We start from the raw sequence: 13,079 nt of genomic DNA, 5'->3' as shown, positions 1-13,079 counted from the left end.
GCGGCGGGACCTGTCCTTTGGCGGGGTGACCGGAACTGAAATCATGGAGGCCCTGGAGCAGGCGGGGGTGCGGCCGAATCGACAGCTGGGGCAGAATTTCCTCTGCGACCCGAACGTGGCGCAGTGGATCACGGATCAGCTCGAGCTGAAGCCGGAGGATGCCGTGGTGGAAGTCGGTCCCGGCACGGGCGCCCTGTCCGAGTTGGTGCTGGGGAAGGTCCGGAGGCTGATCCTGATCGAGTTCGATTCCCGTCTTGCGGCATGGCTGAAGGAACGCTTCCGGGATCGCGATGACGTCGAGGTCCATCACGCCGACGGCGCTCGCTTCGATCCCCGGGTGCTGTGGAAGCATCGGCCGTTGAAGTTTCTCGGCAACCTCCCGTATTCCTCGGGTGGAGCCATCATGCGGAACCTGCTGTCCCGCCCGCATCCTTTCGAGCGCGCGGTGATCATGCTGCAGAAGGAAGTGATCGACCGTCTTGGTGCGGTGCCGCGGACGAAGGCTTACGGGGTGCTGAGCCTGCGGGTGCAATGCGAGTGGAAGGTGACGCCGCTGAAGGTGGTGCCGCCCGAGGCCTTCCATCCACGACCGCAGATCGACTCGTCGGTGGCGGTGTTGGAGCCCTTGACCAATGAGCTCCCGGTATTTGACGGAGCGCGCTTTGACGAGCTGATTCGCAGGGGTTTTTCGCAACGGAGGAAGCAACTGCAGAAGCAGTTGCCTGCCGAGCCGGCGTGGTCGGAGGTGGCTCCGAAGATGGGGTTGTTGCCGACGGTTCGAGCGGAGGAGTTGACGCTCGAGCAGTGGGTGGAGGTAGCGAGGATCTACGATGAGCATCCGCTCAAGGAGCTGCCCCAGAAAGGTGATGAGCTCTTTGATGTCGTGGATGAGTCCGACGAGGTCGTGGGTGAGGCGACGAGGGCGGAAGTCCACGAGAAAGGATTGATTCATCGAGCCGTGCATGTGTTCGCCATCAACCATCGGGGGGAGTTGCTCCTTCAGCTTCGTTCTCGGTTGAAGGATGCCCATCCGGGCGTGTGGGACTCCAGTGTCGCCGGGCATCTGGATCGGGGTGAGAACTATCGGGACGCCGCGATCCGGGAAATGGAGGAAGAAATGGGAATCGTCGATCTGGAGCCTGAGGAGGTGGGGAAGCTGCCGCCGACGGAGGCAACGGGCTGGGAGCACGTGGTGCTCTACATGGTGAGGTGGGACGGGAAGCCGCATTTTCCGTGTTCCGAGGTCGAATCGACGCTCTGGCTTTCGGCGGATGAAGTCGACGCCTGGACCCGGTCGAAGCCGGATGACTTCGCGAGCGGTTTCCTTGAGTGTTGGAAGCTGGCTCGGGGGCGTGGATGACGCAGGCCGAAGCCGTTGAATTGATTAGGTTTTCCTGAAAGTTTTAAAAAACTTCTTGTCGGGAACTCTGACCTATCTAGTCTGATCGGAGCTTCCCCGGCACCCTTAGTCCCAAAAACCAGCCATGAAATCCGTCACCCGCTCGCGGGGGCTCCAACGTGTTTCGAGCGTGTCCCGGCGTCCGCTTGCTTTCCGTGCGATGCCCGGCATGACCCTGATCGAGCTCGCCGTCGTCATTCTGTTTCTTCTCCTGTTTGCGACCCTTCTGATGACCGGCGCGAAAGCCTTCAAACGAGGGTCGGACCGTTCGGGTTGCATCATGAACCTGCAAGCCGTCCAGAAGGCGGTGAGGGGGTATGGCAACATGTCGGGCCTCAACCCGGGGCAGACGGCGCTCAATCTCGAGGCCCAAGTGATCGGCACGGGACTGTTCTTCGAGGAATTGCCGAAATGTCCGGCCGGGGGAACCTATACGCTCGGTGGGAACCAGATCCCGGACATGGGCACGCTCTACATGAGCTGTTCGTTGAATACGGCCGAGGGTCACATTCCGGACAATACCATCGACTGGTAGGCTGCGGGGCACTTCAGAGTGCCGGATCGTGGGCCGATGGCATGCCCGAGAGGTCCGGTGGGGCTTGTCGATTTTCTGGGCGGGAACGGACATCTCGGTTGCAGGAGGGTCGGCCAGCATCAATGGTAGGCCCGTGTTCGCATGACCGCAGGCGTAATCCATTCCTCCCGATCTGATGATGCAAGGCTGTGGCTCACGGCCTTGTTGTTGTCGTTGGGAATCAATGTGGGCGTGGTGCTCTTCCTGGCGTTCATGGCCATTCAGACGCTGATTTTTCAGCCTCCCACTCCGTCCGAGCAAGCGGCCGAGCCCGAGTCGAGGTCGATCACGATCCAGCCGGTGACCTCGGAAAAGGTCGAACCGCCGGCGGCAGAACGGCCGAAGGCATTTGCGCGCACCTCGGATGATCAGACGGCGGAGATCCCGGAGGATCCTGCCTTCATTGGCGAGCGGGATACGGTGGCGACGAGCGAGGCGGATCCGGTCGAGGGGATGGAGGACCTTCCCAGTCAGGAGGGGATCGAACCGAGAGCTGGCGAGATCGAGACCACGGTGAGTGAGTATCAGGACGGGGTGCTGGAGCATGACCGCGCTGCCACGCCCGGAGAGGAGGAACCGAGCCCGATGCCTGAGGAGGTCACCGAGACCGTCACTGAACCGGTCGAGCCGGTGACGCCGAGCGGCACGGAAACCGAGTCTCCGGATGAGGAGGCGAGTGGGGAGAGGCAGCGCCTGGCCGAAGGGCCGTTGTCGGTGGATCGCCCGATTTCTCCTGACATGGCGGAGGAAGAGCCGAAGGCGTCGCCCGAGGAGAGGGCGGAAGAGGAGATCGCGAAGGTCGAGGAAGAGGTGGAGGAACAACCCAAGCCGGCGAAACCTCAGGCGACGAATGAACCTGGCTTCCGCGGATACCAACGGAGGACCTTGCTGAAGGGGTCGATCTCTCGACGGGGAACGGCATCGCTGGATGTGAAGGAGGGGGCGCTCGGGCGCTACCATGCGGCGATCGGGCGGGCGATTGAGCAGGCTTGGCAGAGGCGGGTGATCCAGCACCGCGATCTGATCACCCCGGGCGTGATCCGGATTCAGGTCGTGTTGGATGAGAATGGTCGGGTCCGATCCGTTGGCACGGTCGAGGAATTCGGCATCGGTGCGATCCAGAAAGGTTTTACCCACAAGGCAATTCGGGAGGCAAACCTGCCAAAGATGCCGGACGACGTGCGCCGCGAATTGCAGGGCGAGCCGCTGGAACTCCTTTACAACTTCATCTTTTAGGGGCGTTTTGCCCTGCAATTTATCATGTGGAACTCAATGATTCTAGCAGCCGCGGATGCGGAACCCGGATTGGTCGAGCAGATCGGGCTGTTTTTCGAGGAAGGTGGCATCTTCATGATCCTTCTCGGGATCACCTCGGTGGTCGGTCTCGCTGCCATCATGTTCAAGGTGCTGACCCTGAGGAAATCAAGGGTGCTTCCTGATTCGCTCGAGGCGGAGGTCGAGCAGTTCGACCAGCGGGTGAGGGATGGGAATTTCGAGCCGGTGCTCGCGGAGTTCGATCGTGGCGAAAGTACGCTGGCGCGTCTCTGCTCGGTGGCAGTCAGCCAGCGTGGTCGATCCCAGACCGACATCGCCGAAGCCGTGCAATCGATGGCTCGTGCGGAGATCGTCCGCCTGCATGCGGGGATGACTGCAATTGATGTGGTGACCAGCGTGGCGCCGCTGCTCGGGTTGCTTGGGACGGCCTCCGGGTTGGTGGTGGTCTTCTCGGGGATCGAGTCCGATGCCGATTGGATGATGATTACCGGTGGTATCGGTCGGGCGCTCAAGACGACCATCGTTGGTATGGCGATTGCCGTACCTTCGATCATCGCGCAGGGATATTTCCAGCGGAAGATCGAAACCTACGCGGCGGTGCTTGAGGTGCTGCTGACGAAGATGGGCCATGTGTGCGAGCAAGCCCCGCGGGCTGAAGGCTTGTTCGGGAGTTCAAAAGCATCCGACAAGTAGGGTCAGACGATGCAATTCGAACGTCCAGTTCAGCGCCCGCGGCAGTTGCCGATCGTTTCGATGATCGACATTCTGTTCATCGTCCTGATCTTTTTCATCGTCTCTTCGGAGTTCAAGAAGAAGCGCGAGGTGCTCAAGATCGAGTTGCCGACGGTGCGTGAAGTGCCGTCGGATACGATTGCGGACGCCCGCTCCATCCTTGCGGTCGATCGCGACGGAGCCATCCGTCTCGACGATCTAACGGTTCCGAACATCAAGTTGCTCAAGGCTTACCTCTCCGCCTACGTGAAGGAGAACCCGGGCAGGAAGCTCGAGCTGGAAGCGGACAAGGAGGTGTCCCTCGAGCAGTTGGTTGCGGTCTGGGATGCGTTGACCGAGGCGGGGATTGAGATTAAGGACGTGCCGGCACGGATCCAGCTGCCGGCTGAAAACGCAGAAAACGAATGATTCTCGATATTGTCCAATATGGTGACCCCGTGCTGCGCGAGCGCTGCGGGAAGGTGGAAGAGGTGGACGACGAACTGCGCAAGTTGGTCGATGACATGATCGAGACCATGTACGACGCCCAAGGTGTCGGGCTGGCGGCTCCGCAGATCGGGAAGGCGATCCGCTTGGCCGTGGTCGATGTGTCGCACGACCCGGAGTGCATTTCCTTTCTCAAGGTGGACGGTAAAGACGCCGACCTGGCATCCATCATGCCGCTCGTCTTCATCAACCCGGAACTGGAATTCGGGAAGGAACGCGAGAAGGACACCGAAGGGTGCCTGAGCATTTCCGAGATTCGCGCGGACGTCCGTCGACCCGCCGTGGTGAAGGCGAAGCTTCCCCAACTCGACGGAAGGGTTCTGGAGATTGAGACCGATGGCTTGCTTTCGCGGGCGATCCAGCACGAAACGGATCACCTCAACGGGGTGCTTTTCATCGATCGCGTGTCCCCGGCCGCCAAAGTGAGTGTGAAGCGGAAACTGAAACGTCTCGTTGAGGGATGAGCCCGTCGGGCTTGTCAGAACGACGCGATGAGGCCTCGACTTTAGCGGAATGTTTGGCTAGTTAAATCAAATCGTGCATCCAACAGGTGCGCGTTTCCCCACACCCCAACCAGCGTAGGATGAGCAAAGAAAAAGGAATTTTTGAACCGCAGGAAGGCTTTGCCTCTCCTCCGAAGAGCCCGTTCGCGGTCGACGAGTCCGCGAAGAACCCGTTTGCCGCCCCGGCCGAGGCCCCCAAGTCGCCATTTGCCGTGGCAGGTGATGACGAGGAGGCAACGCGCCTGAAGCCGGAGGCTGAATCGAGTAGCCCATTCGCTTCGGGGCAGGGCAAGTCACCTTTCGGTTTCGAGCCACCCGCCGCTTCGACTTCTCCATTCGGTGTCGATGAATCACCGAAATCCGCAGAGCCGGCCTCGAGCCCGTTTGGGGGTTCCCCCGAGCCGGCCAAGAAGGAGGATTCTCCCTTCGGCCAGGCACCTGAGAAGGTGGAACCCGCTCCTGCCGTGGAGCCGGTGACGCCGGCTCCGGCTTCACCCGCACCCTCTTCATCATCCATCGACATGACTGAATCCGATTCCTCCACGATCAAGCAGCTCGAGTTGCGCGCGATTTTCGGCGTGGACCGCGAGCTTTCCGAAAGCGAAATCCTTCAGCGTGCAGGCGCCCTTCCAGGCATCCGCCAGCTGGGTCGTGTTTCGGCCGCGGACATCGGAGCCGTGGAAGGCATCAAGCGCGTCCTTGGTGGTCTTGGCTTCGGTGGGGGTCAGGTGAAACTTTATTGTGGTAGCGCTCCGATCGACTTCATCCGTGAAGGATCGGTCATGCTGGCTGTCCAGACCGATGGAGGCTTCGCACCCGGGGTTCGCGAGACCCTGATGATTGCCGCCCGTGAAATCGGTCGGATGTAGACGCATCTTCGCCGGTCATGAGCAGCTCCACGGATGCACGCCCATTCCGGGTGACCGTGGCAGGTGCTCTTGGTCACGGCCGCCAGGAAGTGCTTGAGGCGGTTTGTCGGCGGTTCAACGCCGAACCGCTGGCGCACTATGTCGGCGAGTTGAGAGTGTGGTCGGCGGAAATCGCCGCGCCCAACGAGGCGGGTGATCGCCGCACTCTCCTGATGCGTTGTCTCGATGATGCGTGTCCGTATGTGGCCGGACAGGATCTGTTGGTTCGTCAATCCGATGCGGTGATCTTTGTGTTCGACGTGCGTCATGAGCATCTGGAGGAGGGCTGGAGGTCGCTCCAGCGCGTGGCGGAGAGTGCGCAGCGGGGTGGCTACGATCTCCGCTCGAAGCCACTGGTTCTCCAGTACCATCGATGCGACGGCCACCCGGGTTTCCAGCCGTCGCGTATGGATGGTTGGCTTGGTCTGCCGCCGGGTGAAGAGGTGGCGCGCGTGGTGACTTCGGCGAGTCGCCCGCATGGCGAAGGCGCGGTGTTCAATGCCCTGTGGCGTCAGGCAGGGGCGGGACGGCTGACCTGATGAGTGGATGCTGGCAGGTCCGGGTGGATACCGGAGGAACCTTCACCGATGCCTGGGCACGGAGCCCTGATGGCAGGGAATCCCGCTGCAAGATCCTGTCTGATGGCAGGTTGAGGGTGGAGCTCGGTGCGCCGGATGCGGAGGGTTGGATGGATTTGAAGGGCGCGGCGGTGGGCTGGCCCGATGGCCTGTTGGTCGGGTGGAAAAGTGCCGATGGTGTCGAGGTGACCGGGCATGAAGGAGGACGCGTCCTGCATGGAGGTGGCAAGGGGTTGGTGGAGCTCGACGGCGGCGAAGAGGCCCCGGTCGTGGCGGCGCGGATTCTGGTCGGTGTCGGACCGGGTGAGGAATTTCCCGAACTGGACATGCGGGTGGCGACGACGCGCGGGACGAATGCCTTGTTGGAGGGGAAAGGAGCCAGGGTGGCCTTGTTCGTTTCCGAGGGGATGGAGGATCTGTTGGAGATCCGCGACCAGAGGCGGGTGGATCTGTTCTCGTTGCAGCAACCGGCTCATGAGCATCTGGCGACCGGCGTCTACGGCATTCGTGGTAGGTTGGATCCGGGTGGGGATGAACTGGATCCACTCGATGAATTGCAGGTCAGGCGGCAGGCCCGGCAAGCGCTTGAGGATGGATGTGAAGTCGCGGCGGTTTCGTTGATGCACGGCTGGCGATCATCGCGCCACGAGGATCAGGTCGGAGAATGGTTGCGGGCGGAGGGATTTTCCGAGGTCACGCTTTCCTCGGCGACGGCACCGTTGATCCGTCTTCTTCCGCGGACCGAGACGGTGGTGGCCGATGCGTTTCTGGCGCCGATCATGCGGCATTTCGTGGCGCGGGTTTCCGGTCCGCTCGATGGCGCGGGGCTCGGGTTCATGACCAGCGCCGGGGGGCTCGTGCCTCCGGATCGCTATCACCCGAAGGATTCGCTCCTTTCCGGCCCGGCAGGTGGCTTGATCGGAGCCGCGGAGATCGGTCGCGCGGCCGGATTCCCTCGATTGCTGACCTTTGACATGGGGGGTACGAGCACGGATGTGGCGCGTCTGGATGGATCCTTTCAGTATCGAAGCGAGCAGCAGATCGGGCCTGCCCGCGTGGTGGCTCCGGCGCTGAAGATCGAGACAGTCGCGGCCGGAGGAGGATCGATCTGTCAGTGGCGACACGGCCAGTTGGAGGTGGGTCCGGAGAGTGCGGGGTCGGATCCAGGACCGGCGTGCTATGGACGGGGCGGCCCTCTGACGCTGACCGATGTGAATCTCCTGCTTGGCTTGATGGATCCTGACAAGGCGGGCATTCCACTGGATCGAAGGGCGTCGGAAGCGAAGTTCGCCGAGCTCATCGCGGAGATGGAATCAACGGGTGAGGTGGTGGCGGATCCCGGTGGTCTGCTCCGGGGGCTGCGGGACATCGCGGTGGAGACCATGGCCGAGGCGATTCGGTCGGTCAGCATCCGGGAGGGTGTGGACATGGGCGGGCATGCCTTGTTGGCCTTCGGCGGAGCCGGCCCTCAACATGCGACGGCGATTGCGGAGAAACTCGAGCTGGATCATGTCCTCGTCCCCGGCGATGCGGGCTTGCTGAGTGCGTGGGGTCTGGAGCGGGCAGTCCGGCAGGAGCAGGCGGTCTCCCAGGTGCTGCAGGTCCTCGATGATGCGGACGTGGAGGGCATCTGGGGCAGGTTGGCGGATGAGGTCGGCAGGGCGCTCGGCATCGAGTCGCCGCGGATGCGCTGGCTTGCCACGCTGCGGATCCAAGGGCAGGAGTCGGCCTTGGACGTGGAGTCGATGCACGGAAGTGCCTCGGATCTCGAAGGCGCATTCAAACGCACCTACCAGCAGACCTTTGGCTATCCCGTCGGGGAGGAGCGCGTGCTCGAACTGGTGGCCCTGCGGGTCATCGGAGAGGATACGCTGGAACCCGTGGCGAAGGAGACTTTTGGCGAAACCTTCGTCCACGGGCCGGAGTTGCTCCAGGACTGCTTCTCGACCTGCGTGATCCCCGAGGGGTGGAGGATGCGAATGGGTTCGCGCAAGACCCTGTGGCTGGAACGTGCGTCGGGCGCATCGCGTGAAACCGGAACGGCCACCCCGGATGCGGTGCTTGCCGGGCTTTTCCGCAGTCGCTTCGAGGGAATGCTCGATGCCATGGGTGAAGCTCTGAAGCGCACCGCGGTCTCCACCAACGTCAAGGACCGCATGGACTACTCCTGTGCCTTGCTGGATGTCGATGGACGCTTGGTCGCGAGTGCGCCTCACGTGCCGGTCCATCTGGGTGCGCTGGGAGTCTGTGTCCGGGAGGTGGTCCAGCGGATCGAGCTCGGGGTTGGCGATGTGGTGATCACGAATGATCCGGGAGCCGGAGGATCCCATCTTCCGGATGTGACCGTGATCGCCCCGGTGCATGATCGCGACGCGAAGCTGCTCGGCTACGTGGCGAACCGCGCCCACCATGCGGAACTTGGTGGCATGGCCCCGGGGTCGATGCCGGCATCCGCCACCTGCCTGGCGGAAGAAGGCGTGCTGATTTCTCCGATGCTGCTGGTCGAGAAGGGGAGGGCCCGATTGGACCGATTGGAAGCGCTGCTACGGGATGCGCCGTATCCATCGCGACGGCCGGAGGACAATCTTGCTGATGCCGAAGCCCAGCTGGCAGCCTGCCATTTCGGCCGGGATGCACTGGTGAAACTGGCGGATGGTTTTGGCGCGGATGAAGTGAGGAGACGTCTTTCGGAGGTGGTCGAGCGATCGGCGAGGTTGATGCGTGATCATCTGGAAGGGCCGATCGCGCTTCGTGGCGCGGAGGGAGTTCTGGATGACGGGCGGATCTTGAAGGTGAGGATCACTTCGGGCGGTGGCCGGATGCTCGTTGACTTCACCGGGAGTGCGGATGAGCACCCGGGGAACCTGAACGCGACCCCGGCGATCGTTCGCAGCGTGCTCCTGTATGTCCTGCGTTTGTGGTTGAAGGACGACGTGCCACTGAATGAAGGGTTGCTGGCTCCGGTTGAGATCGTGCTTCCCGCGGGAATGCTGAATCCGGATTTCTCGCGGCCAGCTGGGCAGGCACCTGCTGTGGTGGGAGGAAATGTGGAAACCAGCCAACGTCTGGCGGATACACTTCTCGAAGCACTCGGAATTTCGGCGAACGGGCCGGGGACGATGAACAACTTCCTCTTTGGCGACGATGGATTCGGCTACTACGAAACCCTTGCCGGAGGTTCCGGTGCAGGTCCGGGCCATGCCGGATGCAGCGGCAGGCATGTCCACATGACCAATACCGCTCTAACGGATCCGGAGTTGATGGAGCAACGGTATCCGGTTCGCGTCACCCAACACCGGTTACGTCGGGGGTCGGGGGGCACCGGGATTCATCCCGGCGGTGATGGGATCGTGCGCGAGATTGAATTCCTCCGGCCGGTGACGGTTTCGTTCCTCACCCAACGAAGGACCACGTGTCCATCCGGTATGGACGGTGGGGCCGATGGGCTCGGAGGGAAACAGACGCGGATCCATGCCGAGGGCTCCGAGGTGGAACTGCCGGGAGTGGTGACCTACCTGGCGGAGGCGGGTGAACGCGTAAGGATCGAAACGCCGGGCGGTGGAGCTTGGGGGCGAGAGTGAGGGGAGGGAAATCACAGTTGAAGCCACCCACACACGCCCCAGCCTGAAAAAGGCGACCTATGGCTACGACCAGCGCGACCGCTTGACCTCCATTAACTGGAGCGGGCCTGGACTCTACGGTTCAGGGGAGAACAGCAGCTTCACCTACGATGACAGCGGCCGCCCCTTGACGCAGAATAATAGCATCGCCACCGTGACCACCACGTATCACGCCAATGGAGACCCTTCCACCGTCACCCAGGCGCATACGGGCCAGAGCTACCTCGTAGGCTACGATCACGATGACGCCGGCCGACTCTCGCATTTGACCTATCCAACCAGCCCCGGGGGCACCGAGCAAGTGGACTATCGCTACAACCTGCGCGGTCAGCTGCAATACGTCTACAACCCCGATGACGGCCAGACCACCGCGCTAGCGACCTACACCCGCCGCAAGGACGGACTTATCGATTGGCTGCAGTATGAGAATGGAGCAAGCACCGACCCCAATTACGACCAAGGCAAGCGGCTCACCGGACGGGTCCACCGCAATACCAACGGAGGTTGGATGGATGGAAACTGGTATACCTACGACAAGCGTTCCCGGCGCATCGCCCAAGCTTGGAAGGGCAATGTGGGCGACCGTTACCAGCACGATGCTGCCGGACAGCTGACAGCTGTCGACCACGACGTGAGCGATCCCCGAAATACCACCGCCCCCTTCGTCAAAGACCACGACTACAGCTATGACGACATGGGCAACCGCACCAGTCTTGCGGTGACCCTTCAAGGAGCCTCGTCGACCGTCGCGCAGGGCAATACCAACTATGCCCCCAACGACCTCAATCAGTATGCCACCATCACCTCACCCACCACCCCGCCGCAGGGGACCCGAAACCACGATGCGGACGGCAATCTGACCAGTGACGGCACGCGCAGCTTCGTCTGGGATGCCTGGAATCGGCTCCGGGAGGTGAGGGATTCGGCCGGGAACCCCATCGCCTACTACCACTACGACGCCCTCGGGCGCCGCGTGGCCAAGGAAACCACCACCCATGCAACCTCCGCTGACGATGGGAGTTCTCTGGTTGCCGAGACCGTCCTCTTCGTCTATGACGGATGGAACGTGATTCAGGAACATGCCGCAGCCCCGAGCACCAACGCCCCGATCCTGCGGGCGTATTTGGTCTGGGGCGAGGATCTCAGTGGCAGCCTCCAGGGAGCCGGTGGTGTGGGCGGTCTGCTGGCACGCGTCGTCACCGGTAGCCACGCCCTCTACTACCACTATGACGGGAATGGCAACCCCGCCCGCCTGACCAATCAGGCGAACAACGGAGGGATCTACCGTTACGATGCCTTCGGCAACGTGCGCGAATCCACTGGCGTCCTCGTCGACGACAACCCTTGGCAGTTCAGCACGAAGTATCGAGACGAGGAAACTGGATTCAGCTATTATGGCTACAGATACTACGACCCGGTGACGGGAAGGTGGCCATCCAGGGATCCAATCGGGGAACGCGGCGGGGTCAACTTATACGGATTCGTCGGGAATGATGGGGTGAATCGGTGGGATTTGCTCGGTCTCGTAGCCCTTCAGACAAAATATGATACTGCGAGGAGCGCAGCCGTTGCCGCTATGAAGGAGATATTTCCTCTCAGTAAAAAGAACCATTGGGAATACGGCGGCTTCATTCTGCGCTGCTGGAGCCGTAGCGAGAAATCACGTGTTGATTGTTCATGCAGGAACGCCGATGAGTCGGAATATGATATGCGGAAGCATACCAGCGATGACTGTCAGAAGACGACAACAGTCCGTTTCGACCTATATTACCTATACACTCCGGCAATCACCGATAAGGAGGAGCGCAGTGTTAGGCTCCACAATGCTGACAATCCTGAGGAATCAGAGTTTGAGAAGTTTCGGAATTATCGTAATGGAGATGATCAGTGCCACGTCATTGGCTATTACCACTCTCAGCCGGGTCCGCGATCGCCGAAGCATCAGCGTCCTCCTTACAATCCTGATGTGGTCGATGTGGACTGGCATGTTTACGATATCAATATGAGAATGGCGCGTTACTTTTCGGTCGAAGACTACCACTTCGGGAAGGGATTGGGTCTTGAGCTTGGTTTTGTAGTTAATCCAGACGGTGATATGGTGGAGCTCGATCTCAGCCGGAAGCCTCGGGCTGACAGGAAAGGGCGTGTTGATGGAACTGTGCATCCAGATGACACAACAAACATCGGGAATGCTAAGTAAAAATGGGTTGTTATTGAGTCAGTTTCAACTTGGATATAGAATGAGCATTATGAAGTTTTTCACGATAGCGATAGCATCATTGTGGGGAATTCTTGGAGTCGGATTCGGGCAGGAGGACAATGTTGAATCGGATGGAAGTCAAACTGTCCGGGTGGGGATTAAGGAGATTTCAGCGAATTCATCCGACTTTGAGCGTGAGCGATTACAAGTTGAAGGGATCTTGAGTGTAGTTAGTGGGGTGTCTTATCTTTTTGATTCTCGTGAAAGCATCCAAGAGGGGTTTATGCGAAGTGCTCTCAAGGTCGAATTTGATGGGAGTGTCGGCGTTCTGAGGAAGTCTAGCTCGTATCTCTTCGAGGGAGTGTTTACTGCTGACCGGAATGAAAAGAGCCTGGGGGTTCTCAGGGTGGATCGTGTGATCGAGAACCGCAATTCGGTCAAGGCGAGAAAGGCTGCAGTGGTTGAGGACTTAGTTGCACTCGAAGAGAGGCTTTCCCGTGGCGAGGAAGTTCCTCGCGACGAGTTGCTTCATGTGACGAGTTCAGCCCTTGAGCTGTTGAGAATGCCGTTAGATTGAGCGAGAAAGAGGTCGGCCCCGGAAATCGAACACTCGTGTAAGAGGGGTCAGTTACGGTGATGGAATCAAGGGGTATTTTCGGGATATTTCGGGATGAGGTTGATGCTGGAGATGGCGGGTTGGATCAAAGGGTTTCCGGATCTGAGGACACCGAAGATCAAGTGAAGAAGCTTGGTCATGATAGCGCCGATAATCACAATCGACTTCTTGCCCTTGGCTCGGAGTCG

11 protein-coding genes are annotated in these 13,079 nt (G+C 60.7%); all 11 read left to right on the top strand.

Going from position 1 to position 13,079, the window contains the following annotated elements; all coding sequences use genetic code 11:
- The first annotated feature begins 43 nt into the window (after positions 1 to 43).
- On the top strand, positions 44 to 1,360 hold the full coding sequence (gene rsmA / locus JIN81_RS11255) for a 16S rRNA (adenine(1518)-N(6)/adenine(1519)-N(6))-dimethyltransferase RsmA (RefSeq protein ID WP_200279260.1): 1,317 nt from the start codon (positions 44 to 46) through the stop codon (positions 1,358 to 1,360).
- Positions 1,361 to 1,484: 124 nt separating this feature from the next.
- Positions 1,485 to 1,934 carry a hypothetical protein gene (locus JIN81_RS11250; RefSeq protein ID WP_200279257.1) on the top strand — a complete coding sequence of 150 codons (450 nt, stop codon included), beginning with the start codon at positions 1,485 to 1,487 and terminating at the stop codon, positions 1,932 to 1,934.
- A 141-nt stretch (positions 1,935 to 2,075) separates the two neighbouring features.
- The gene (locus JIN81_RS11245; protein WP_200279254.1) at positions 2,076 to 3,209 is read left to right on the top strand and encodes a hypothetical protein; all 1,134 of its coding nucleotides are present in this window, start codon (positions 2,076 to 2,078) and stop codon (positions 3,207 to 3,209) included.
- 24 nt (positions 3,210 to 3,233) lie between these two features.
- Positions 3,234 to 3,941: a MotA/TolQ/ExbB proton channel family protein gene (locus JIN81_RS11240; RefSeq protein WP_234044768.1), complete on the top strand. Its 708-nt coding sequence runs from the start codon at positions 3,234 to 3,236 to the stop codon at positions 3,939 to 3,941.
- A 9-nt stretch (positions 3,942 to 3,950) separates the two neighbouring features.
- On the top strand, positions 3,951 to 4,388 hold the full coding sequence (locus tag JIN81_RS11235) for an ExbD/TolR family protein (RefSeq protein WP_234044766.1): 438 nt from the start codon (positions 3,951 to 3,953) through the stop codon (positions 4,386 to 4,388).
- Positions 4,385 to 4,930, top strand: a complete 546-nt coding sequence (def, locus tag JIN81_RS11230; RefSeq protein ID WP_200279245.1) for a peptide deformylase — start codon at positions 4,385 to 4,387, stop codon at positions 4,928 to 4,930. Before JIN81_RS11235 ends, def begins: the two co-directional genes overlap by 4 nt.
- Positions 4,931 to 5,049: 119 nt before the next feature.
- Positions 5,050 to 5,838 carry a hypothetical protein gene (locus JIN81_RS11225; RefSeq protein WP_200279242.1) on the top strand — a complete coding sequence of 263 codons (789 nt, stop codon included), beginning with the start codon at positions 5,050 to 5,052 and terminating at the stop codon, positions 5,836 to 5,838.
- A 17-nt stretch (positions 5,839 to 5,855) separates the two neighbouring features.
- Positions 5,856 to 6,416 carry a hypothetical protein gene (locus JIN81_RS11220; RefSeq protein ID WP_200279239.1) on the top strand — a complete coding sequence of 187 codons (561 nt, stop codon included), beginning with the start codon at positions 5,856 to 5,858 and terminating at the stop codon, positions 6,414 to 6,416.
- Complete coding sequence (locus JIN81_RS11215; RefSeq protein WP_200279236.1) at positions 6,416 to 10,036, top strand: hydantoinase B/oxoprolinase family protein; 3,621 nt, start codon at positions 6,416 to 6,418, stop codon at positions 10,034 to 10,036. The genes JIN81_RS11220 and JIN81_RS11215 overlap by 1 nt, the downstream gene beginning before the upstream one ends.
- Positions 10,014 to 12,275 carry an RHS repeat-associated core domain-containing protein gene (locus tag JIN81_RS11210; protein WP_200279233.1) on the top strand — a complete coding sequence of 754 codons (2,262 nt, stop codon included), beginning with the start codon at positions 10,014 to 10,016 and terminating at the stop codon, positions 12,273 to 12,275. Before JIN81_RS11215 ends, JIN81_RS11210 begins: the two co-directional genes overlap by 23 nt.
- A 49-nt stretch (positions 12,276 to 12,324) precedes the next feature.
- The gene (locus JIN81_RS11205; RefSeq protein WP_234044764.1) at positions 12,325 to 12,852 is read left to right on the top strand and encodes a hypothetical protein; all 528 of its coding nucleotides are present in this window, start codon (positions 12,325 to 12,327) and stop codon (positions 12,850 to 12,852) included.
- The last annotated feature ends 227 nt before the right edge of the window (positions 12,853 to 13,079 follow it).

Origin of the sequence: Haloferula rosea, assembly GCF_016595525.1 — a bacterium.
Lineage (GTDB): Bacteria > Verrucomicrobiota > Verrucomicrobiia > Verrucomicrobiales > Akkermansiaceae > Haloferula > Haloferula rosea.
This window is presented reverse-complemented; position numbering and strand designations above follow the sequence as displayed.